We start from the raw sequence: 20,327 nt of genomic DNA, 5'->3' as shown, positions 1-20,327 counted from the left end.
GAATCCATTCATGAAGCGACCCACCAGAACTGTGGCGTCCAGAACCGTGGCGTGGGGCCTCCCCCTGGCCCTCGCCGTGCCGCTCGTCGGCCTCACCGGGGCCGGCGCCCGGGCGGCCACCGACTACCAGGCCGAGGACGCCGCCATCTCCCAGGGCGCCGTCGCCGACACCCAGGCGCCCACCCGCCCAGGTCAGCCCAGCTGTTCGGACATCGGTGAGAACCGTCTGACCCTCGCCTGGGGCGCCGCCACGGACAACGTGGGGGTGACGGCGTACGACATCTACGAGCACGGCAACAAGATCGGTGAGGCGTCCGGGAGTTCGGTCTCCAAGGCGTTGACGGGCCTCACGCCCGACACGACGTACAACCTCACCGTCATCGCCCGGGACGCGGCCGGCAACACCTCCTCCGCCAGCCCGGTCGTCGACTGCACGACCAAGCCCAGCTCCGACACGACACCCCCCAGCAGACCCGGCCCGCTGTCCGCGGCCGGCATCACCTCGAACGCCGTCGACCTGACCTGGGGCGCCTCCACCGACGACCGAGCGGTCGCCGGGTACGACGTGCGCAGCGACACCACCGTCTACAAGACGGTCACCAGCGGCACGTCGACCACCCTCACCGGGCTCGCCTGCGACAGCCCGTACACCCTGAACGTCGTCGCACGCGACGCGGCGGGCAACGTCTCCCCGCAGAGCAACACGGTGAACTTCACCACCAAGGCGTGCGCCACCGACGGCGGTGTCCCGTCGTCCGTCTCCACCCTGTCGACGGGCTGGACGATCCCGTGGGGCACCGCCTGGCTGCCCGACGGACAGTCCGCCCTGGTCACCGAGCGGGACGACTTCCGCGTCTGGAAGGTCACCAAGGCCGGAGCGAAGACCCAGGTGGGGAGCGTCCCCAACGCCGTCACCACCAACGGCGAGGGCGGGCTCCTCGGCGTCGCCGTCGACCCGAAGTGGGCGACCAACCACTACGTCTACCTCATGCACACCGCCTCCGAGGGCAACCGCGTGGTCCGGATGACGTACGACGGCACGAAGCTCGGCGACTACACGGTGCTGCTCCAGGGCATCAAGAAGAACCGCTACCACAACGGCGGCCGCCTCGCCTTCGGCCCCGACGGCTACCTCTACGTCTCCACCGGCGAGGCCCAGACACCCGACCTGGCCCAGGACAAGAACTCCCTGAACGGCAAGATCCTGCGCATGACGACGGACGGGAAGGCGGCCCCCGGCAACCCGTTCGGGAACTACGTCTACAGCCTCGGCCACCGCAACCCGCAGGGTCTCGCGTTCGACCGCAACGGCCGGTTGTGGGAGGCGGAGTTCGGCAACAGCTCCAAGGACGAGTTGAACCTGATCAAGCCGGGCGCCAACTACGGCTGGCCGACCTGCGAGGGCACCTGCGGCGTCTCGGGGATGACCAACCCCAAGGCCACCTGGAACGTCTCCGAGGCCTCGCCCAGCGGCATCGCCATCGTCCGCAACGTCGTCTACATGGCGTCCCTGCGCGGTGAACGCCTGTGGCGGATACCGATCAACGGCGACAACGAGAGCGTCGGCACCCCCTCGGCGTACTACGTCGGCACCTACGGCCGCCTGCGGACGGTCACCAAGGTGCCGGGCGCCGACCAGCTGTGGCTGTCGACCACCAACAGCGACAACAACGGAGGTGAGGCGGACGGCTCGGACAAGATCTTCCGGGTCACCATCAGCTAAGGCACGGTGCCCCCGCCGGTCGCAAGCCCCGCCACCTCCCCGTACGACGGTGCCGCACCGCTCGGCGTCCGGCCCGCGCTGATGTCCGCCATCGTCTCCAGGGCCGCGCCCAGTGCCCGTCGGTACAGCAGGGAGCCGACGCTGACGCGGCGTACGCCGGCCGCGGCGAGGTCGGCGACGGAGGGGCCGCCGGGCGAGTGGAGGACGTTGAGGGGGACGTCCAGGCGGCGCACCAGGGCGGTGATCTGCCGCAGGTCGGTGAGGCCGGGGACGAACGCCCCGTCCGCGCCCGCCTGCCGGTAGGCGTCGAGGCGGGCGAGGGTGTCCGTGAGGTCACCTTCGCGGAGCCAGTGGGTGTCCGTGCGGGCGTTGACGAACAGGCCCGGAGCGGCGCTCTTGACCGCGGTGATCTTCGCCGCCAGCCGGTCGACGGGCCCGCAGCCGTCCTCCAGGTTGATCCCGGCGACCCCGACGGCGTACAGCTCCCGCGCGAACTCCGCCACCTCGTCCGGATCCTCGCTGAAGCCCTCCTCGGCGTCGACGGACAGCAGGAACGGCTCGGACCCGAGGGCGAAAGCCAGCCGGAGTGTCTCCTCACGGGTCGCCGCCACCGCGTCCGGCAGGCCCGCGACGGCGGCGACGCCCAGGCTGGTCGTGGCGATCGCCCGGTACCCCTGAGCCGCCAGCATCCGCGCCGACGCGCAGTCCCAGGCGTTGGGCAGCAGGAGGGGCTCCTCGGAACGGTGGAGGTCGGCGAAGGAGGCGGTGGTCTCCGCAGGCTGTGCGGGCTGCGCGGGCTGCGGCTGCTTCGGGTGTGCGGTCATGGGCCCACGCTAGGTCCGGGTCGCTTCGGCCCCGGCCGAAGTACGTCCGTCAGCGCGCCTCACCCCGACCTCTCGAGCGTGCCCCGGAGCCCCCCTCGGCAGCAGCCGGCTCAACATCGCGGCGGCGGGCGCCAGGCGGGGGTCGTCCGCGTGGCGCAGGAGGTCATGGTGGGGGAAGGTGACTCAGGCGACATCCACGCCGGACCCGTCGAGCCGGACCCGCACTTCGGGCCCCTCGTCCCAGCGGACCGTCAGCTCCCCGTCTGCGGAACCGCTGACGACGACGGTGTCCGGCAGCGGGACGGGATCCTCCTCCGCCGTCAGCCGGGCCAGGGCGACGAAGAGGGTGGTGTCCTCGCCGGTGACGCCGGTGAGGGCGGTGTCCAGGCCGATCGCGGGCAGGAGTTCCGCCCGGACGCCCTCCGCCGCCGGCCAGCCGGTCACCCGCACCGGCGTGCCCGGCTCGGCCCCCGACACCCAGTGCGCCCGCACCTCCGCCGCTCCCCGCGCCAGCACCACGCTCGTCACCCGTGCTCCGCCGCCCGCCGTGTGCCGTGAGGCCGCCCAGCCCTCGCCGGTGCCCAGCGGTTCGATGCCCGTGCGGCTCGGGTCGTCGCCGACGAACACGCTGTTGTCGTACGAGGACGCCGGAGCCGTCACGGTCGAGTAGGCCAGGCGTGTGTAGTACGGGTCGTAGCGGACGTCCTCACTGCCGTGGTTGTGCAGGCGGACCACGCCGTCGGAACGGGTCGACTGGAGCAGCCAGTTGGGCGGGCCGACGGGGGTGACGGCGTCCGTGCGCTCGGCCGGGGCGGGTTCCTCCGTCGCGGTCCACACCTCGTGGTCGGCCGGCAGGAGCAGTCCGAGGAAGCCCTTGCTCGCCCAGTACGGGGAGGCCGGGCCCGAGTAGCCCTGGAGGACGGACTCGTCGGGGCCGTGCCAGCCCAGGGACAGCAGGCCCCGGTCGTCGACCGCGCCCCGGTCGAGGAAGTAGCGCAGGGCCCCGGAGGCGAGGCGCCGGGTCTCGCCCGGAGACAGGGGTGTACGGCCCGTCAGGGCGCCCAGCCACAGCGGGGCCGTCGTCGCGAAGCGGTAGGTCAGGGAACGCCCCTGGTGCATGGGGGCGCCGTCGCCGCCGAACAGGCGGGCGTAGTCGGAGAGATGGCGCGACAGGCGGCCCCCGTACAGGTCCAGCAGGCGTTCGTCGCTCTCCAGCCAGGCGTGCAGCACCGGGTAGAGGTGCATCGCCCAGCCGTTGTAGTAGTCGAACTTGCGGCCGTCGCCGTCGGTGTACCAGCCGTCGCCCACGTACCACCGCTCGATGCGTTCCAGGCCCCGGTCGACGGCCGCGCGGGAGGCCTCCGGCTCGTGGCCGACCTCGGCGAGGAAGCCGCCCACGGTGACGGGGAACAGCTCCCAGTTGCACGGCCAGGGTTCGGCGGTGAGGGCGTCGCCGAGCCAGGCGGCCGCCCGCCGGCGTACGCCGTCGTCCAGCCGGTCCCACAGCAGCTCCCGCGTCAGCCGCAGGGCGAGGGCGATCGACGCCGCCTCCACCAACGGCTGGCTGCGGTCCTCGATGCGGGGCCAGACACCCGAGACGCCGGCGGCGAGGCCGTCGGCGTAGCGCTCCAGGGCCTTCTCGTCACGACGGAAGGCGGCCAGCAGCAGGGTGCGGGCGTAGCCCTCCAGGCCGTCGGAGAGCCGGCCCGACCAGCTGCTGCGGTCGCCGGGCAGGTGGTACAGCGCGCGGTCCGGCGTCGCGTACGGCTCGACGGCGGCGAGCAGGGCGTCGGCCGCCGCCTCCCAGTGGGCGCGGGTGTAGCCGGTGACGGGGCTGGGCGTGCGGTCGGCGGGCGGCAGTCGCATCGGTTCTCTTTCGTGCTCAGGGCGCTCGGAACGCTCGGAACCTTCGGAACGCTCGGTGCGGTCGGTGCGCTCGGTGCGGTCGGAAACAGCCACACGGGTGGGTGAGACCTGGAGCGCCCCGGTTCCGGTCGGGGCGCCCCAGGGGTTCATCTCACCCGCACCTTGCCCTTCGGCACCAGATGCAGGGTGACGAGTTCGTCGCGGACCAGGGCCGCGTAGGCCGTCGCACCGCGCACGGAGGTGTGCGTGTTGTCCCGCGCCTCGTTGTAGAGGTACAGCGCCTTGGAACCCTCGACGCCCAGGGATTCGACGAGTGCCTTCGTCTTCGCCGTGAGGTCGATGAGCGGGACGCCCCGCGCGGCGGCGACGGCGCGCGTCACCGCCGGGTGGTCGACGCCCAGTCCGTTGACCAGGAGCGCGGTTCCGTTGTTCAGCGTGCCGTCGGGGTTGAACCAGCGTCGCACGATGGGAGTGACAAGGACCGGCTGTCCGCCCCGCTCCCGGACTCCCGCCACCAGGGTCTCCAGGTTGGCCCGGTAGGTGGTCTCGTCCGTGGTCTTGTCGTTGTGGGCGAGCTGGACGAGGACCAGGTCGCCGGGGCGGATCAGGGGCCGTACGGTGGCCCACAGCTTCGGGTTCCCCAGATACGAGACCGTACTCTCGCCGGAATCGGCGTAGTTGGCGACGGACACGCCCTCGCGCAGGTACTGGGGCAGTTGCTGGCCCCAGCCGGAGTACGGGTCGCCGGGCTGGTCGCAGACAGTGGAGTCGCCTACCAGGAAGATCTGGCGGGTGTGCCGGGCCGGGGTGACGCGGATGCCGGCCAGGGCGGGCGCGGATCCGCCGATCCGCAGGTCGAGGCCGGGGGTGCCGTCGGGGCCGGTGGGTTCGCCCTCGGGGGTGCGGACGTTCACGGTGAAGCTGCGGGTAAACCGTTCGCCGGCCGGGGCGGCCGTCTCGGGGAGCAGGGAGCGGCGGGTCTCGCCGCTGACGCTCGTGCTGGAGGCGGCCTCCCCGCCGAGGGTGACCCGCACGTCGTACGTGCCAGGGGGGACGTCGAAGTGGCACGTGTCGGCGGCGCAGTGCGCGAGGCCCGGCCCGCCGTGCGTCTCACCCGCGTGGGCGGGTACGGCGGACAAGGCGGTGCTCAGCGTCACAGCCGCCAGCACGGCGATGTTGAAACGTCTCACTCGCGGCTCCTCCGTCACGGTGACAAGGCCTGGCGCTGGACCGTACCGCGTGCGGCAAGCGCTTTCTAGCCTATCGCTCGATTTCACAGGAGAGCTTCGCCAGGAGCGTGAAAGCCCTTTCGCGAAATCGATTCAACTGTCACTCTCGCTCACACCCACAGCCCCCACCTCCTGAGGGAGACACCCCCATGTCCGGATCCGCGCACAGACCGGTCGGCCGCCGCACCTTCGTCCTCGGTGCCACCGCCGCCGCCGGCGCCGCCCTCACCGGCACGGCGCACGCCGCCGCCTTCGGCTGGTCCGACGACGGCTCGAACTACGTCGTCGACACCGGCGCCCAACTGGTCTTCAAGGTCAGCAAGTCCACCGGTGACCTGACCTCCCTGGTGTACCGGGGCACGGAGTACCAGGGCTACGGCGGCATGAACTCGCACATCGAGTCCGGCCTCGGCGCCTCCACCGTCGGCATCAGGCAGTCCGGTTCGACGATCCTCGTCTCCGTCACGCACGGCACGCTGAAGCACTACTACGCGGCCCGCAGCGGCGAGAACAACGTCTACCTGTGGACGAACAAGGCCGACGCGTCCGTCTCGGCGACCCGGTACATCGTGCGCGTGAAGAAGGGCGCGTTCCTGAACGACGAGCCCGACTCCTACACGTACGCGCCGACCACCATCGAGGCCTCGGACGTGTTCCGGAAGGCCGACGGGCAGACCCGCTCGAAGCACTACGCCAGACGGCGTGTCATGGACTACGACTACGTCGGCTGGTCCTCCGGCGGCGTCGGCCTGTGGGTCATGCGCAGCAACCACGAGAAGGCCTCCGGCGGCCCGTTCTACCGCTCCCTGCTGCGTCACCAGAGCGCGGACGGCGGCGGCCTGTACGAGATCCTCTACTACGGGCAGAACCAGACCGAGGACCAGCGCTTCGGCCTCCAGGGTCCGTACGTCATCGCCTTCACGGACGGCGGGGCGCCCTCCTCGGCGCTGTTCCCGGGCACGCTCACCACCCCGTGGGCCGACGGACTGGGCATCTCCGGGTACGTGCCGGCGAGCGGCCGGGGCAAGGTGGCGGGGGTAGGCATCTCCGGGCGGAACTCGGCGTACCCGTACACGGTGGGGCTGGCCAACGCGGCGGCGCAGTACTGGGGTTCGGCGCGCTCCTCGGACGGTTACTTCTCGATCCCCGGGGTGCTGCCGGGCACGTACACGCTGACCGTCTTCAAGGGCGAGCTGGCGGTGTACACCACGTCGGTGAGCGTGACGGCGGGCGGGACGACCACGCTGAACACGATCGCCGTCCCGGCCTCCAACGACCCGTCCGAGGCGGGCGTGATCTGGCGGATCGGCGACTGGGACGGCACACCGGGCGGGTTCAAGAACGCGGAGCTGATGACGTACGCGCATCCGTCCGACGCGCGGGCCGCGTCCTGGACGGGGAACGTCGTCGTCGGCAACGGCGAGACGGCGGCGTTCCCCTGCTACCTCTGGAAGGACGTCAACAGCGGCATCCTCGTGTACTTCAAGCTGACCGCGGCCCAGGCCGCCGCCGCGCACACCCTGCGCATCGGGGTGACGACGGCGTACGCGAACGGCCGCCCCCAGGTCACCGTCAACGACAGCTGGACGTCCGCGATCCCCTCCCCGCCCACCCAGCCGAACACCCGGTCGCTGACCAACGGTTCGTACCGGGGCAACAACCACACGTTCACGTACAGCGTCCCGGCGTCCGCGTGGAAGACGGACGCGAGTCAGTACAACGTGCTCAGGATCGACGTGGTGAGCGGGTCGGGGACGACCGGCTACCTCAGCGCGGGCACGGCGATCGACGCGATCGACCTGCTCGCCTGAGTTCCGGTCAGGTACCGTGCGTCCACTGCTGGTTGGTCCCTCCGTTGCACGTGTACGTGATCAGCGCGGCGGAGTTGGCGGTGGACGCGCCGTTCACGTCCAGGCACTCGCCGGTGGCACGCGCCTTGACGTTCACGTACGAGCCGGTGGTGGTCAGCGACCACTGCTGGCTCGTCGCGGAGGCGTTGCAGTTCTCCTGCGTGACCGTGCTCGCGTTCTCCTGGACGCACAGGGAGCTGTTGCGGACCATCAGCTGGTAGTAGCCCCCGCCTACCGACTTGAACCAGTACTTCTGATTGGTGCCGCCGTTGCAGTCGTACTGCTTGAGCTGGGCACCGGCCCAGAGCGACTGGCTCGTCACGTCCGCGCACTTGGAGGAGTGACGGGCGATCAGGGTGTTGTACGTGGCACTGGTGCCGGAGACGGTCCCGGCGGCCGTGTCGACGGTGACCTCCGGCGACCAGGACAGGGACATCGTGGTCGAGTTGGAGAACGTCAGCGGCAGCCACACGTACCGGGAGTCGTTGACGGTCCCGCCGAAGGAGTTGCCCCAGCGGTCGCCCAGGTAGAGGTACGAGGTGCCCGAGGTGCCCTGTACGGGCAGGACGAACGCGGTCTGCGAGCCGTAGGCCGTGGAGTCGCCGACGTTCTTCATCGCGGACCAGGGGCCGGCGAGGCTGGTGGCGGTGGCGTACTGCTGCTGGTTGGGGTTCCAGCCGGTGGCGCCCGAGGTCAGCATGAAGTACACGCCGTTGCGCTTGAACAGGGCCGGTGCCTCACGGTGGCCGCCGGGCCAGGGGTTGGCGACCAGGCTCGCGATGCCGGTGTAGTCGGCGGTGAGGCGGTAGATCTGGAGGTCGTAGTTCTCGCGGGCGGCGGAGATCATGTACCCGGCGCCGTCGGTGTCGACGAAGACCGTGATGTCCCGGGACATGTGCTGGCCGAGCGGTCGGAAGCTGCCCTTCCAGGTGTAGTCGCCGTCGACGGTGTCGGAGACGGCGACGGCGGCGCGGGCCTCGCTGTAGTCGGTGCCGTTCTCCTTGTGCATCCACATCACGAACTTGCGGGTGGACGCGTTGTACATGACCTTGGGCCGCTCGATGTTGGCGGCTGCGAGCTCCGGGTCGCCGGCCTCGGTCAGGACGTGGTTGCGGAACTCCCAGTTCTTCAGGTCGGTCGAGCGGTAGGCGTCGACGTACCGGAAGGTGTTGTCGGCGTTGCGGTGCTCGCCGAACCAGTAGTAGTACGAGCCGACCTTGAGGACTCCGCCGCCGTGCGCGTGGACGGGGCTGCCCGAGGTGTCCGTGAACTGGGTGCCGTTGGTGACGGTCTGGGGCGCGGCCTGGGCGGGTCCGGCGGTGGCGAGGGCGCCGAACAGCCCCATGCACAGGGCGAGGAGGATCGCGTGGGCGCGTCTCATCTCATGCTCCTGCCTTCGCGGTGTCGGCGACCGGGATGCCGAAGTCGGGGGTGCCGTCCGGCTTCCAGCCGAGCTTCTGGACCCGGGTGTGGCGGTTGGGGTCGTTCAGCGGGTCGCCGTTGATCTCCTTGTACTGGCGGGCGTGGTAGACGAGGACGTCGGTGCGGCCGTCCTCGGCGACCGTGAAGCAGTTGTGGCCGGGGCCGTACTGCTGGGTGGTGTCGTTGCTGGTGAAGACCGGGGTCGGCGACTTGGACCAGCTCATGGGGTCCAGGAGGTGGCTGTCGGCGTCGGCGGTCAGCAGGCCCATGCAGTAGTTGAAGTCGGTGGCGCTGGCCGAGTACGTCATGAACAGGCGGCCGTTGCGCTTCAGCACGTACGGCCCCTCGTTGACCTTGAAGCCGATGCACTCCCAGTCGTACTCCGGGGTGGAGAGCCGCACCTGCGGGCCCTTCAGGGTCCAGGGGTTCGCCATCTCGGACAGGAAGATGCCGGTGTTGTTGTCCAGGCCGGGCTCGTGCTGCGCCCAGGCGAGGTAGCGCTTGCCCCGGTGGGTGAAGGTGGTGGCGTCCAGGGAGAAGGTCTCCCAGGCCGTCTTGACCTGGCCCCGCTCCACCCAGGTGCCCTTGAAGGGGTTGGGGTGGGCGTTCTCCAGCACCCATATGCGGATCGCCCAGACGTCCTCGGCGGGCGCGGAGGCGAAGTAGATGTACCACTTGCCGCCGATGCGGTGCAGTTCGGGCGCCCAGATGTGCGCGCCCATGGGGCCGGTGGCGTGGGCGCGCCAGATGACGGACTCGGCGGCGGTGCCGAGGCCGTTCAGGGTGCGGGAGCGGCGCAGGATGATGCGGTCGTACTCGGGGGCGGTGGCGGTGAAGTAGTAGAAGCCGTCCTTGTGCCGGTGGACGTGCGGGTCGGCCCGGTTGGGGACCAGCGGGTTCACGTAGGGTGCGGCCGGCTTCGGGGGCCTGGCGAGTTCGGAAGCCTGGGCCACGGCGGGGACGGCGGCGAGGGCACCGGCGGCTGCGGCGCCCTTCAGCAGCAGTCTGCGGCTGGGGGGTTCGGGCAGAGCGGGGTCGCGGTCGCGGCTCATGGGGAGGGGCCTGCCTCTCACTGGGGACACACGGCGTTGTCTGGTATGTCGAACACCATCTGTCATTACGAACGCGGAAAAGGTAAGGGTGAGTCACGGGGAGGTCAACGGGTCTGACGGGACGAAGACCGGGGGACGGCCGCCCAGTTCCTGTTATCGGCCGCCCGCCGACCCGTCTCCGTTCACGTGCGCAGCCTCACCCTCCACACCACAGCAACGGCCGCCGGATCCCTCGCGGCGGTCGCGTCCCTGCTCACCGCTCCCCCGGCCGCGGCCGCCCCGGAACAGCCAGTCATGATCGCGGTCATGGCCGCCCCGCAGCGACTCCCTGCGCCGCCATCGGCATCCGCACCCGACGGCACGGGCCCCCGGGACGCCGGCACCCCGCAGAACACCGGCTTCGGCTGGTGGCCCTACGCACTGGCCTCCGCCCTCGCCGTCAGCCTGGCCATCCCGATGGCGACCCGACACGACCACCACCCCCGCCGCCCCGCCGCCCGCACGGAAAGCGAGCCGTAGTCACAACTCCTTGAGGGACAGGACGACAACTCGACGACACGGGCCACGGCCATCCCCCCGGAATCGGCAGGCGCGAAAGTGCGCTGCGGCACCCCGATGCTATGCCGACGCCTCCGCCCTGCCCTTACGGCCGTGCAGCCACACGTACACCGGGATCCCCGCGAACAGGAACAGAACGCCCTGGTAGACGGCCGCGTAACCGGCTCCCGCGATCAGCCAGAAGGAGAAGGCGAAGGAGACGACCGCGACGATCAGGTCGCGGGTGAGGCCGGCCGGGCGGACGCGGTCGCGGGTGCCGCGGGCCAGCCAGTAGAGCTGGGCGGCGGCCGACAGCAGGTACGGCACGCAACCGGTGAACGTGGTGATCAGGACGAGGACGCGGAACGTGGTGTCCGGGCCGGCCGTGTAGTTCAGGGCGATGAGGAGCGTGCCGAGGACGGCGCAGGCCCAGACGCCGAAGCCGGGCACGCCGCCCTTGCCGACCCGGGCGAAGGGCGCCGGGAAGAGGCCGTCGCGGGCGGCGGCGTACGGCATCTGCGCCGCCATGAGGATCCAGCCGTTGAGGCAGCCGGTGATGGAGGCGACCGCGACCAGGGCGATCGCCGTGCCGCCCCAGCCGCCGCCGGTGATGTTGTTCACCGCGTCGGCGAACGGAGCTCCCGAGTCGACGAGCCGGTCGTGCGGGACCAGGCCGAAGACGGCGACCGTGCCGAGGACGTAGACCAGGGCCGAGGCCAGTGTGCCGAGGACACTCGCCCGGGCGACCGTGCGCTCCGGGTCGCGGACCTCGCCCGCGCTGACCGCGGCCGACTCGACGCCGAGGAAGCTGTACAGCAGCAGCGCGGCGGAGGCGGCCAGCGCGCCCGAGACGCTCTGGCCGGAGGCGTTGAACGGGCCGAAGTTGTCCACGTCGACGAAGAACAGGCCGATCGTGGCGAGCAGGAGCAGCGGGACGAACTTCAGGACCGTGGAGAGGACCTGCACCGCGCCGACCCACCGGGTGCCCGCGAAGTTCGCGGCGGCGGGCAGCCACAGGGCGGCCAGGGCGACGGCGGCCTGGAGGACGTGGTTGCCGTGCAGGGGTATCAGGACGTCGACGTAGCCGACCACCGCGACGGCCAGGGCGGCGATGCTGACCCAGCACATCGTCCAGTACGACCAGGCCGACAGGAACCCGGCGAACTCGCCGAACGCGTCGCGCGGGTAGACGTACAGCCCGCCGGTGACCGGGCTGCGCCGGGCCAGCCTGCCGAAGAGCAGCGCGAGCCCGACGGCGCCGACCGAGAGCACGACGAAGGCGAGCAGGCTGACCGTGCCGTACGGGGCGACGGTCGCGGGCAGGGCGAAGATGCCGCCGCCGATGATGTTGCCCATGACGAGGGCCGTGGCGGCGGCGAGCCCGAAGGTACGGCGGGGAGCGGGTGCCGCAGGCGGGGCCGGGTCGGCGGGTTCGGTGGCGTCGGTGGGGGCGGGGACCGTCATGGGCGTTCCTGTACGAGCGGAGGGGGGGAGGTACGAGCAGAGGGGGAGGTTGAGCGGAGGGGGAGGTACGAGCGGAGGGGGGAGGCCGTGATCGTAACCCGCCATCCCATATGCTGGGCGACCTGTTCATGTACTGGACATATTCGGGCTGGGGTCCGCCGCCGGACCTGGATTACCGTCGTCCGTATGACCAGCACCATCACCCTCGCCGAAGCCCTCGCCGCCGGGACCGTCGTCCTCGACGGCGGCATGTCCAACCAGCTCGAGTCCGCCGGGCACGACCTGAGTGACGAGCTGTGGTCGGCGCGGCTGCTCGCCGAACAGCCGGAGGCCGTCACCGAAGCGCACCTGGCCTACTTCCGGGCGGGCGCGGACGTGGCGATCACGGCCAGCTACCAGGCCACGTTCGAGGGCTTCGGCAAGCGCGGCATCAACCCCGGCCGGGCGGCCGAACTCATGGCGCTGAGTGTCGAGTCGGCCCGGGAAGCCGCCGGGCAGGCGGGCGTCTCACGCCCCCTGTGGGTGGCGGCCTCGGTCGGCCCCTACGGGGCGATGCTCGCGGACGGCTCGGAGTACCGGGGCCGCTACGGGCTGACGGTGGACGAACTGGAACGCTTCCACCGCCCGCGCATGGAGGCGCTTGCCGCCGCCCGCCCCGACGTCCTCGCCCTGGAGACGGTCCCCGACGCCGACGAGGCCGCGGCCCTGCTGCGGGCGGTGCGCGGGCTCGGGGTGCCGGCCTGGCTGACGTACTCCGTCGCCGGTGGCAGCACCCGCGCCGGGCAGCCGCTGGAGGAGGCCTTCGCCCTGGCCGCCGACGCCGACGAGGTGATCGCGGTGGGCGTCAACTGCTGCGCCCCCGAGGACGTGGACGGTGCCGCCGCCACGGCGGCGCGGGTCACCGGCAAGCCGGTCGTCGTCTACCCCAACAGCGGTGAGACCTGGGACGCCGGGTCCCGCTCCTGGACCGGCCGCGCCACCTTCACCGCCGACCAGGTGAAGGGCTGGCAGCAGGCCGGGGCCCGCCTGATCGGTGGTTGCTGCCGGGTGGGCCCGGAGGCGATCTCGGGCATCGCGGAGACGCTGGGCGCGGCGTAGGCGGGGGCCGGGGCCCGGGGGGGGGGCCGGGGCCGGTCCGCGCACGCCCCTCCTCCGCTCCCCTGCGGGGACGCGAGCCGCGGCACCATCCGGGCAGCGCGTTCATGACCACGGTGAACACGCCGCAGCGCATGACGTGCGCCACGAGGTGCGCGAACGCCTGTCTGGAGGTGCAGGCGGCCGTCCGGCAGACCCGGACCGTGGACCTCGCCACGCTGCCGGAGGAAGAAGCCCGGGCCGTGCTCGCGGACTTGACCTCCCGCCGGGACGAGCAGAACCGGGCCGCCGACCCGCCGGGCCGGCGCGCCTATCGACGGGCCCAGGCCAACATCGGCTCCGGCGGGCAGACGTACGCGGTGGACCGTGGGCGTCAGCGGTGACCAGGGCCCGCGAACTCACACCACACGATCTTGCCGGGACACCTCTCCTCCACGCCCCACTTGTCCGCGAGCTCCGACACCAGTAACAGCCCCCGGCCGCCCTCACGGGGCTCCCCGTCATCCCGCTGCGGCAGCACCGGCGCGCCGCCGTCGCCGCTGTCGTGCACCTCGACCCGTACACCGCCGCCCTCGCCGTACGGCACCAGCCGGAGCAGGAACCCCCGGCCGGGCGGCACGCCGTGCACCAGGGCGTTCGTCGCCAGTTCGCTCACACACAGCAGTACGTCGTCCGCCCGCCCGTACCCGCGCCAGTCCCGAAGTGCCTCTTGTACGAACGCCCGTGCGGCGGGTACCGACTGGCGCTCCCGGCGATAGAACCGCTGGCGTGGAGTTTCGTCATTCACGGGACGACGGTGACACTCCGTGGTCATCATGAAACAGAGCGCGCACCCGTACAGCTGCTCTGTACGGGTGCGCGACAGTGAAAGTACGCGTACGGGTGGGGAGTTCGCCGCCATGAGCACCACGACACGGTCACGACGGTCACGCAGGAACGCCTCGGCGATGAAGATGGTGGGCGCGCTGCTCGCCCTCTTCCGCGAGGCCGCCGGGCACACGCAGAGGTCCCTCGGGGAGATCTTCGTCGTCGGCGAGCAGCAGATCGCCTCCATCGAGCAGGGCAGACGGCCACTCAAGCCGGATCTCGCCGAGCAGCTGGACCAGCTTTTGGACACTAAGGGGGCGTTGGCGGCGGCTCTTGCCGAGATGCCTGAGGTGGATCTTGTGCCGCTTTGGGCGGAGGAGTACTTGGACAGGGAGCGGGAGGCCATTGCGATCTCTTGGTACGAGAGCCTGCTGGTTCCGGGGCTGCTTCAGACCGAGGCCTACGCTCGTGCCGTATTCCGCAGCCGGGTTCCGGTCTACGACGAGGACGAGATCGAGCAGTTCGTCGCGGCCCGCATCGAACGGCGGCAGATCCTGCATCGCAAGGTGCCGCCCACCGCGAGCTTCGTGATCTGGGAGGCCGCTCTACGCGACCGACTGGGAGGAAGGGAGGTGTACGTCGAACAGTTGCGGCATCTGCATGAGTACGGCTGCCTGCCCGGGATCGCCCTCCAGGTTCTGCCACTGGGTCGCACCTCCCATGCCGGGCTGGAAGGCCCCTTCATCCTGCTGGAGACCCCCGATCACCAGCGGCTCGCCTACAGCGAGACTCAGCGTGGCAGCACGCTCGTCGCAGCCCCTGACGAGGTGGGGATCCTTACCCAGAAGTATGCGATGCTGCGAACGCAGGCCCTCAACACCGAAGACACGAGGGACCTGTTGGACCGTCTTCTGGGAGAAGCATGAGCGCCACCACACTCGAGTGGTTCAAGTCCAGCTACAGCAGCGGCGAGGGCGGCGCCTGCATCGAAGTCGCCTACACCTGGCGCAAGTCCAGCTACAGCGGCAGCGAAGGCGGCGCCTGCCTCGAAGTAGCCACCCACCCCACCGCCATCCACATCCGCGACAGCAAGACCCCCACCACCCCCCACCTCACGGTCGCCCCCACCACCTGGACCGCCTTCCTTTCCTCAGTGTCGGCGGAGCCGTCGCAGGGCTGACCGCGACGCCGGTGTGAGTTCCTCAGGGGACGGGACCGGAGCCGTCGCCCAGAGGGCGAGTTCACGGTCCCGTGGGCCGTACGCCGTGTAGGCCAGGCCGTTCTCGGCGTCCGGGGCGCGGTCTCCGAAGACCCGTACCGGGTGGGCCGGGTTCCAGCGCTCCCAGCCCGGGTCGCCGTCCGTGGCGAAACGGACCCAGGCCGCGTGCATCGCGTCGGCGAGCTCCTGCGGGGCGCCCTCCCCGGCGAGCTGGCGCGACTCGGGGACGCCTCCCGTGTCGAAGACGAAACCGAGCTCCAGGGCGTGGCAGGCGCCGAGGCCGGGCAGGTTCGAGGGCCAGGCGAACTCGTAGACGTACGAGGGTTCCGTACGGGCGTCGGCCAGGTGGTGCAGGGGGATGCGGAGCAAGTGGTCGGTGACGAGCTGGCCGACGGTCTCCGCGGTGCTCGCCCCGGGGTGCAGGGCGCGGTAGCCGCGCGGGACCTCGCTGCCGCAGTGGCAGCGGGCCATGGCACCGGCCAGGGCGACGGCTCCGAGTCGGTCGACCCGGTCGAGGAGCCCGCCGGGGACCAGCCAGAGCCGGTACTCGTCGCGGGTCCAGCCCATCAGCAGCTCCACGCCGGGCGCGGCGCCGTCCGTGAGGGCCTGAAAGGGGTCGCGGGGGACGACGTCACCGTCGACGACGAGGCCGAACGCGGGGCCGCCGACGACGGGGCTGCTCAGCCGGCCCACCTCGGCCTGGGTGCGCAGCAGCAGGTCACGGTCGACGGCGGCGAAGGCCTCGGCGGTGGCGGGGATCTTCAGCCGGGAGGCCATGCGGCGCACCATGCGCCGTACCTTGGCCCGCTCGGACGCCTCGGGCGGACCGCTCTGGAGGACCGCGCGCCGGACCAGGCCCTGGGTCTGCGGGGCGGCGACGAGGGCGCCGATGCTGATGGCTCCGGCGGACTGGCCGAAGAGGGTGATGCGGCCGGGGTCGCCGCCGAAGGCCTCGACGGCCTCGTACACCCAGGTCAGGGCGGCGATCTGGTCGCGCAGGCCGGGGTTCGGGGGCGTGTCCGGGAACAGTCCGTAGCCTTCGACGCCCAGCCGGTAGTTGATCGAGACGCAGACGACTCCGTCGCGGGCGAAGGCGTGCCCGTCGTAGACCGGGACGGCGGAAGAACCTCTGGTCAGGGCGCCGCCGTGCAGCCAGACCAGGACGGGGAGGCGGGCTCCGGGGCCGGGTTGCGGGGTCCAGACGTTCAGGTTGAGGCAGTCGTCGCCCGGCACGACCGGGTCCGAGAGGTAGTGCGCGAAGGCGTCGGAGTACGGGGGCTTCGGCGGGGTGGGGCCGAAGGCGTCGGCCTCGCGGACGCCGTCCCAGGGCTCCGGGGGTACGGGCGGCCGGAAGCGGCGGGGGCCGAAGGGGGGTGCCGCGTAGGGGATGCCCCGGAAGACGGCGACACCGTGTTCGTACCGGCCCCGCAGGGCGCCGTACGGCGTGCTCACCACGGGGTCTGCCTGGACTACCGTCATGGGTCCACCAGCCTCCTCACCGCGCTCGTGCACCGTGAAGATCAGAGCAACTCATTGTGGCCCGGTATTCCGGCGCACGGGCGGGTGATGGGGCCGTTCGGCCTAGTTTCGAAAGTTTTGACCGGCGGGGAGCCGTGAACTCACTTCCGTCTTCCCGCCGTCCGGCGCCCCACCTAAAATAGGAAGCGCTTTCTGCCGCCCGGTCGGTCTCCTTACCGCCGTGAGCAGGCTGGTCGAAACTTTCCACGGCCCTCGGGCGGGCCGGAGAGGCGGGGGTTCCCGATGGTCCGTACGGCGAGTGCGAGCGTGGCGGCCGGTCCGACGCTGGCGGTCGTGGCCCGCGAGGCAGGGGTGTCGGTGCCGACCGCGTCGAAGGTGGTCAACGGCCGGGAGGACGTGGCGCCCGAGACCCGCCGCCGGGTCACCGAGGCCCTCGACCGGCTCGGTTACGTACGCAGACCCCGCTTCGACGCGACGAAGGCGCCCCGGCTCGTCGACCTGGTCGTGCACTCGCTGGACAGCTCCTGGTCGGGGGCGGTGCTGCACGGAGCGGAGGAGGCGGCGCACGACGCGGGTCTGGAGGTGGTGGTGTCGGCGGCGCTGACCCGCACCCGGGCGGGGCGCCCGGAGCGCGGCTGGCTGGACAAGCTGGTCGCCCGGGGCTCGTCCGGCGTGTTGTTCAACCTGGCCGAGCTGAGCGACTCCCAGTACGCCTGGCTGGAGCAGCACCGCATCCCGTTCGTGATGATCGACCCGGTCCAGGAACCTCCGGAGGGTGTGGCGTCGGTGGGCGCGGCGAACTGGCAGGGCGGTCTGACGGCCACCGAGCATCTGCTGTCCCTCGGGCACCGGCGCATCGCCGTCGTCGCGGGGCACCGGCGCACGATGTGCAGCAGTGCCCGGGTCGCCGGTTACCGCTCGGCGCTCCAGTCGGCCGGTGTCCGGCACCGCGCCGAGTACGTGCGGCACGCCGGTTTCGACGAGGGCGTGGCCCGCCGCCGCATGCTGGAGCTCCTCGACCTGCCCGAGCCGCCCACGGCCGTCTTCGTCTGCTCGGACCGGATGGCGCTGGGGGTGTACGAGGCTCTGGCCGAGCGGGGGTTGAAGGTCCCCGACGACGTGAGCGTGGTGGGTTTCGATGACCTGCCCGAGGCCCGCTGGGCCTCCCCCGCCCTGACGACGGTCCGCCAGCCGCTGTCGGAGATGGCCGCGACGGCGCTGCGCTCACTGCTGCGCCTGATGGACGGCCACTGCCCGGAGAGCACCCGGACCGAGCTGTCGACACGGTTGGTGGAACGGGCGAGTACGGCGGCGGCACGGACGTAGCGGTTCCTTGAGTCCACGGACGGGCGATCGCGGAATGCACCGGTGTGCAAGGGGAGTTGGCTGTGGTGTCAGGGTCGTCGCCGGTGGGGCGGCGGCCGTACTCCGTGAAAGGACTGCCCGGCCATGACGCGCGACTCGCGCACGATCACCAACCCGGCCACCCTGCACGACCCCACGCCGTTCGGCTACAGCCACGCCGTCTCGGCGCCGGGCGAGACGGTCTTCATCGGCGGCCAGTACGCCTCCGACGCCACCGGCGCGCCCGTGCCGGGTGACTTCGCCGCGCAGGTGGAGCTCGCCTTCGACCGGCTGCGGTCGGCGCTGGAGGGTGTCGGTCTCGGCTACGAGCATGTCGTACGGCTCGGTACGTTCATCGTGGACCACGATCTCGACAAGCTGCAGGTCCTCGGCAAGGCGCTGCACGCCCGGTTCGGGGAGCGGCTCCCGGCGCAGACGTTGAGCGGGGTCGCGTCGCTGGCGCTGCCGGGCATGCTGTTCGAGGTGGACGCGGTGGCGGTACGCACGGAGGCGCCGGACGCCGGCTGACCCTCACCGTCGCCTCGCGCCCCTGCCCCGGCGCACCGGACGAGCACCACCGTCGCACGGCCGGACACCGCACACCCCTGACGCGCGCCGCGCGCCCGGTGAGGCGGGGAACTGGCCGGAACTGTTCGGCGTCGAACGATGCGGCGGGGAGGGGCCGGTGCCCGGGCGGGGTGGCGGCGAGCGGTTGGGGGACGACCATGGCACGCTGGCGGCCGCTTCCGGACGCACTGCCGAGGGAGGCGCGGCACCTGGTCGAGCAACTGCGGGCGCTGAAGGACCGTACGGAGCTGAGCCTCGCCGAACTGGCGCGGCGGACGGCGTACAGCAAGTCGTCGTGGCAGCGGTACCTCAGCGGGGCCAAGCAGCCGCCGAGGGGAGCGGTGCAGGCGCTGTGCCGGGTGGCGGGGGCGGAGCAGGCGCGGCTGCTGGCGCTATGGGATCTGGCCGACCAGGCCTGGCCGCACGGCGGGCCGGCGGGGCAGGCGGCGCAGACCTCGGCGGCCGCGGCGCCGCCGGGCGCCGAGTACCGGCGCTGGCGGGCCGCGGCCCTGGTCTCCTTCGTGGTCATCGCGGTGCTGCTGGCCGGGCTGCTGTTGTGGGTGCTGCCGGTGGGGAGCGGGTGACCGCGGGGTGCCCCGCTCCTCACCGGGGTGAGGGCGTGCTCAGCCGACGATGCGGTAGTGGGCGTTCTTCCAGGGCCCGACGTTCCTGAGCTTCACCTGGTACTTGCTGCCCACGCGCTTGAGGTTGACGTTCCGCGCGATGCCCTTGTACTGCACGATGTTGCCCGGGAGGCTCTGCAGCCGGGTCTGGGCGAAGTCCCAGCTCTCGCTGACGACGACGCCGTCGGTCTCCGGCAGGTTGTGCCGGCTCTGCCACCACTGCGTGGCCGATTCGGTCTCCGGCCCGAACGAGCCGTCGAACTGGCTCTTCTTGAAGGGCCGCCACTCCCCCTCGTCGTCCTCCCACAGGGCGCCGTCCGCCCACAGGACGGTCTCCCACAGGGCGACGGCGTTGCCCCTGGCGTACGAGTCGACGCCGAGGTTCTCCTCGTCCTCCCAGTCGTTTCCGACGGCTCCGCCGCCGTCGATCCCGAAGTACGCGGGTGCGGCGTTCGCGGCCGGCGCCAGGGCGATCCCGGTGGCCCCGGCCCCCAGCAACACGGCCGTCGCCATCGCCACGGCCCGATTGCGCATGCTCATGCGGTCTTCCTCTCCGAACCGCCGTCCCCCGTGGGTTCCCCCTGGGGCGGCTCGTCTGGTCTGGCACCGCACAGCCTCACGGACCGGGGAGGTACGGGGCGAGCCCTCCCACCGGACCCGGACCGCCCAGGGACGACCCACGCCCTGGACGGCGTCGTCCCACTCCGGAGCGTGGGTCGCGCCGGGGCCGCCGTGGGCCGGGGCGGACCGGAGGGCCGCACACCGGTCTTCTCAGGGCCGGGCGGGAGCTCAAGGCTGGGCGCGTTCCATCACGCGCTTGAGGGCGGTGAGGTCGGCGGAGACCGCCTCCTCGTCGCGCCGGTACTCCTCGTCGCTCGTTCCCGGCCTGCGGCGCAGGGTGAACACCACCTCGCAGCCGGGGCCGTCGGCGATCACCCGCATCGGGTTGTGCACGGTCTCCCCCGACGGCAGCGTGACGTGGTGGTCGAGCACGCCGAAGTCGTTCCTGGGCGTGAAGGCCACCACGATCCGACCCATGGGCGACTCCCCCACCCACCGGCCGTCCACCAGGTCGAGGGAACGGGCCAGTCCGGGGGCCCAGCCGGGTACGTTCGCGGGTTCCGAGACGTAGTCGTAGACCTCCCGCGCGGGGCGGTCGATGGAGATGCCGAGGTGCCGGGACTGCCGTGTGGTGCTCGTCATGGCGGCGACGTTACGGGCCTGAC

General features: G+C 71.7%; 20 protein-coding genes. 10 read left to right on the top strand and 10 right to left on the bottom strand.

Features of this window, described 5'->3' with window-relative positions; translation table 11 throughout:
* Nucleotides 1-10: 10 nt before the first annotated feature.
* On the top strand, nucleotides 11-1,723 hold the full coding sequence (locus ABEA82_RS24985) for a PQQ-dependent sugar dehydrogenase (RefSeq protein WP_345663858.1): 1,713 nt from the start codon (nucleotides 11-13) through the stop codon (nucleotides 1,721-1,723).
* Here the strand turns inward: ABEA82_RS24985 and ABEA82_RS24980 are convergent.
* The 3 genes from ABEA82_RS24980 to ABEA82_RS24970 all read right to left on the bottom strand — a co-directional run bounded on the left by ABEA82_RS24980 (nucleotide 1,720) and on the right by ABEA82_RS24970 (nucleotide 5,603).
* Nucleotides 1,720-2,547 (bottom strand): isocitrate lyase/PEP mutase family protein, encoded by an 828-nt coding sequence (locus ABEA82_RS24980; protein WP_345663857.1) that lies wholly within the window; start codon nucleotides 2,545-2,547, stop codon nucleotides 1,720-1,722. The genes ABEA82_RS24985 and ABEA82_RS24980 overlap by 4 nt on opposite strands.
* Before the next feature lie 183 nt (nucleotides 2,548-2,730).
* Nucleotides 2,731-4,413: a DUF2264 domain-containing protein gene (locus tag ABEA82_RS24975; RefSeq protein WP_345663856.1), complete on the bottom strand. Its 1,683-nt coding sequence runs from the start codon at nucleotides 4,411-4,413 to the stop codon at nucleotides 2,731-2,733.
* Nucleotides 4,414-4,559: 146 nt separating this feature from the next.
* Nucleotides 4,560-5,603, bottom strand: a complete 1,044-nt coding sequence (locus ABEA82_RS24970; RefSeq protein ID WP_345663855.1) for a rhamnogalacturonan acetylesterase — start codon at nucleotides 5,601-5,603, stop codon at nucleotides 4,560-4,562.
* Nucleotides 5,604-5,791: 188 nt separating this feature from the next.
* Between ABEA82_RS24970 and ABEA82_RS24965 the strand changes: the two genes are divergently transcribed.
* Nucleotides 5,792-7,453, top strand: coding sequence for a rhamnogalacturonan lyase B N-terminal domain-containing protein (locus ABEA82_RS24965; protein ID WP_345663854.1), 1,662 nt, complete (start codon nucleotides 5,792-5,794; stop codon nucleotides 7,451-7,453).
* 7 nt (nucleotides 7,454-7,460) lie between these two features.
* Here ABEA82_RS24965 and ABEA82_RS24960 read toward each other — a convergent pair whose 3' ends face one another.
* Both ABEA82_RS24960 and ABEA82_RS24955 read right to left on the bottom strand, forming a co-directional pair.
* Nucleotides 7,461-8,873: an RICIN domain-containing protein gene (locus ABEA82_RS24960; RefSeq protein ID WP_345663853.1), complete on the bottom strand. Its 1,413-nt coding sequence runs from the start codon at nucleotides 8,871-8,873 to the stop codon at nucleotides 7,461-7,463.
* Between the two features lies 1 nt (nucleotide 8,874).
* On the bottom strand, nucleotides 8,875-9,966 hold the full coding sequence (locus ABEA82_RS24955; RefSeq protein WP_345663852.1) for a glycoside hydrolase family 43 protein: 1,092 nt from the start codon (nucleotides 9,964-9,966) through the stop codon (nucleotides 8,875-8,877).
* A gap of 186 nt (nucleotides 9,967-10,152) precedes the next feature.
* Between ABEA82_RS24955 and ABEA82_RS24950 the strand changes: the two genes are divergently transcribed.
* Nucleotides 10,153-10,485, top strand: coding sequence for a hypothetical protein (locus ABEA82_RS24950; protein WP_345663851.1), 333 nt, complete (start codon nucleotides 10,153-10,155; stop codon nucleotides 10,483-10,485).
* 99 nt (nucleotides 10,486-10,584) lie between these two features.
* Here the strand turns inward: ABEA82_RS24950 and ABEA82_RS24945 are convergent, their stop codons facing one another.
* Complete coding sequence (locus ABEA82_RS24945; protein WP_345663850.1) at nucleotides 10,585-11,967, bottom strand: amino acid permease; 1,383 nt, start codon at nucleotides 11,965-11,967, stop codon at nucleotides 10,585-10,587.
* Between the two features lie 186 nt (nucleotides 11,968-12,153).
* On the opposite strand from ABEA82_RS24945, the gene mmuM reads away from it, so the two are divergent.
* Together mmuM and ABEA82_RS24935 are read left to right on the top strand one after the other, a co-directional pair.
* A complete protein-coding gene (gene mmuM / locus ABEA82_RS24940) occupies nucleotides 12,154-13,065 on the top strand; it encodes a homocysteine S-methyltransferase (RefSeq protein WP_345663849.1) in 912 nt (303 codons plus the stop codon).
* Nucleotides 13,066-13,169: 104 nt separating this feature from the next.
* The gene (locus tag ABEA82_RS24935) at nucleotides 13,170-13,445 is read left to right on the top strand and encodes a hypothetical protein (RefSeq protein WP_345663848.1); all 276 of its coding nucleotides are present in this window, start codon (nucleotides 13,170-13,172) and stop codon (nucleotides 13,443-13,445) included.
* Here ABEA82_RS24935 and ABEA82_RS24930 read toward each other — a convergent pair.
* Complete coding sequence (locus ABEA82_RS24930; protein ID WP_425588549.1) at nucleotides 13,436-13,849, bottom strand: ATP-binding protein; 414 nt, start codon at nucleotides 13,847-13,849, stop codon at nucleotides 13,436-13,438. The two genes, ABEA82_RS24935 and ABEA82_RS24930, sit on opposite strands and share 10 nt — an antisense overlap.
* A 112-nt stretch (nucleotides 13,850-13,961) precedes the next feature.
* Between ABEA82_RS24930 and ABEA82_RS24925 the strand changes: the two genes are divergently transcribed.
* Both ABEA82_RS24925 and ABEA82_RS24920 read left to right on the top strand, forming a co-directional pair.
* Nucleotides 13,962-14,795, top strand: a complete 834-nt coding sequence (locus tag ABEA82_RS24925) for a helix-turn-helix domain-containing protein (protein ID WP_345663847.1) — start codon at nucleotides 13,962-13,964, stop codon at nucleotides 14,793-14,795.
* Nucleotides 14,792-15,049 carry a DUF397 domain-containing protein gene (locus ABEA82_RS24920; protein ID WP_345663846.1) on the top strand — a complete coding sequence of 86 codons (258 nt, stop codon included), beginning with the start codon at nucleotides 14,792-14,794 and terminating at the stop codon, nucleotides 15,047-15,049. The genes ABEA82_RS24925 and ABEA82_RS24920 overlap by 4 nt, the downstream gene beginning before the upstream one ends.
* On the opposite strand, the gene ABEA82_RS24915 is transcribed toward ABEA82_RS24920, so the two are convergent.
* Nucleotides 15,020-16,567, bottom strand: a complete 1,548-nt coding sequence (locus tag ABEA82_RS24915) for a carboxylesterase/lipase family protein (RefSeq protein ID WP_345663845.1) — start codon at nucleotides 16,565-16,567, stop codon at nucleotides 15,020-15,022. The genes ABEA82_RS24920 and ABEA82_RS24915 overlap by 30 nt on opposite strands.
* Before the next feature lie 282 nt (nucleotides 16,568-16,849).
* Between ABEA82_RS24915 and ABEA82_RS24910 the strand changes: the two genes are divergently transcribed.
* The 3 genes from ABEA82_RS24910 to ABEA82_RS24900 all read left to right on the top strand — a co-directional run bounded on the left by ABEA82_RS24910 (nucleotide 16,850) and on the right by ABEA82_RS24900 (nucleotide 19,062).
* The gene (locus tag ABEA82_RS24910; protein ID WP_345663844.1) at nucleotides 16,850-17,893 is read left to right on the top strand and encodes a LacI family DNA-binding transcriptional regulator; all 1,044 of its coding nucleotides are present in this window, start codon (nucleotides 16,850-16,852) and stop codon (nucleotides 17,891-17,893) included.
* A 123-nt stretch (nucleotides 17,894-18,016) separates the two neighbouring features.
* A complete protein-coding gene (locus ABEA82_RS24905) occupies nucleotides 18,017-18,439 on the top strand; it encodes a RidA family protein (RefSeq protein WP_345663843.1) in 423 nt (140 codons plus the stop codon).
* A gap of 197 nt (nucleotides 18,440-18,636) precedes the next feature.
* Nucleotides 18,637-19,062 carry a helix-turn-helix domain-containing protein gene (locus ABEA82_RS24900; protein ID WP_345663842.1) on the top strand — a complete coding sequence of 142 codons (426 nt, stop codon included), beginning with the start codon at nucleotides 18,637-18,639 and terminating at the stop codon, nucleotides 19,060-19,062.
* A gap of 39 nt (nucleotides 19,063-19,101) precedes the next feature.
* Here ABEA82_RS24900 and ABEA82_RS24895 read toward each other — a convergent pair whose 3' ends face one another.
* On the bottom strand, nucleotides 19,102-19,641 hold the full coding sequence (locus ABEA82_RS24895) for a peptidoglycan-binding protein (protein ID WP_345663841.1): 540 nt from the start codon (nucleotides 19,639-19,641) through the stop codon (nucleotides 19,102-19,104).
* 249 nt (nucleotides 19,642-19,890) lie between these two features.
* Nucleotides 19,891-20,304 carry an SRPBCC family protein gene (locus tag ABEA82_RS24890; RefSeq protein WP_345663840.1) on the bottom strand — a complete coding sequence of 138 codons (414 nt, stop codon included), beginning with the start codon at nucleotides 20,302-20,304 and terminating at the stop codon, nucleotides 19,891-19,893.
* Between the last annotated feature and the right edge of the window lie 23 nt (nucleotides 20,305-20,327).

Source organism: Streptomyces venetus (assembly GCF_039540295.1).
Taxonomy (GTDB): domain Bacteria; phylum Actinomycetota; class Actinomycetes; order Streptomycetales; family Streptomycetaceae; genus Streptomyces; species Streptomyces venetus.
Note: the sequence above shows the minus strand (reverse complement) of the source record. Positions and strands in the feature narration are given on the sequence as shown.

What these genes read in the sequence shown, in the direction of transcription:
- ABEA82_RS24985 (WP_345663858.1), top strand. Translation starts at nt 11, where the DNA reads ATGAAGCGACCCACCAGAACTGTGGCGTCCAGAACCGTGGCGTGGGGC.
- ABEA82_RS24980 (WP_345663857.1), bottom strand. Translation starts at nt 2,547, where the DNA reads ATGACCGCACACCCGAAGCAGCCGCAGCCCGCGCAGCCCGCACAGCCT.
- ABEA82_RS24975 (WP_345663856.1), bottom strand. Translation starts at nt 4,413, where the DNA reads ATGCGACTGCCGCCCGCCGACCGCACGCCCAGCCCCGTCACCGGCTAC.
- ABEA82_RS24965 (WP_345663854.1), top strand. Translation starts at nt 5,792, where the DNA reads ATGTCCGGATCCGCGCACAGACCGGTCGGCCGCCGCACCTTCGTCCTC.
- ABEA82_RS24960 (WP_345663853.1), bottom strand. Translation starts at nt 8,873, where the DNA reads ATGAGACGCGCCCACGCGATCCTCCTCGCCCTGTGCATGGGGCTGTTC.
- ABEA82_RS24955 (WP_345663852.1), bottom strand. Translation starts at nt 9,966, where the DNA reads ATGAGCCGCGACCGCGACCCCGCTCTGCCCGAACCCCCCAGCCGCAGA.
- ABEA82_RS24945 (WP_345663850.1), bottom strand. Translation starts at nt 11,967, where the DNA reads ATGACGGTCCCCGCCCCCACCGACGCCACCGAACCCGCCGACCCGGCC.
- mmuM (WP_345663849.1), top strand. Translation starts at nt 12,154, where the DNA reads ATGACCAGCACCATCACCCTCGCCGAAGCCCTCGCCGCCGGGACCGTC.
- ABEA82_RS24935 (WP_345663848.1), top strand. Translation starts at nt 13,170, where the DNA reads ATGACCACGGTGAACACGCCGCAGCGCATGACGTGCGCCACGAGGTGC.
- ABEA82_RS24925 (WP_345663847.1), top strand. Translation starts at nt 13,962, where the DNA reads ATGAGCACCACGACACGGTCACGACGGTCACGCAGGAACGCCTCGGCG.
- ABEA82_RS24920 (WP_345663846.1), top strand. Translation starts at nt 14,792, where the DNA reads ATGAGCGCCACCACACTCGAGTGGTTCAAGTCCAGCTACAGCAGCGGC.
- ABEA82_RS24915 (WP_345663845.1), bottom strand. Translation starts at nt 16,567, where the DNA reads ATGACGGTAGTCCAGGCAGACCCCGTGGTGAGCACGCCGTACGGCGCC.
- ABEA82_RS24910 (WP_345663844.1), top strand. Translation starts at nt 16,850, where the DNA reads ATGGTCCGTACGGCGAGTGCGAGCGTGGCGGCCGGTCCGACGCTGGCG.
- ABEA82_RS24905 (WP_345663843.1), top strand. Translation starts at nt 18,017, where the DNA reads ATGACGCGCGACTCGCGCACGATCACCAACCCGGCCACCCTGCACGAC.
- ABEA82_RS24900 (WP_345663842.1), top strand. Translation starts at nt 18,637, where the DNA reads ATGGCACGCTGGCGGCCGCTTCCGGACGCACTGCCGAGGGAGGCGCGG.
- ABEA82_RS24895 (WP_345663841.1), bottom strand. Translation starts at nt 19,641, where the DNA reads ATGAGCATGCGCAATCGGGCCGTGGCGATGGCGACGGCCGTGTTGCTG.
- ABEA82_RS24890 (WP_345663840.1), bottom strand. Translation starts at nt 20,304, where the DNA reads ATGACGAGCACCACACGGCAGTCCCGGCACCTCGGCATCTCCATCGAC.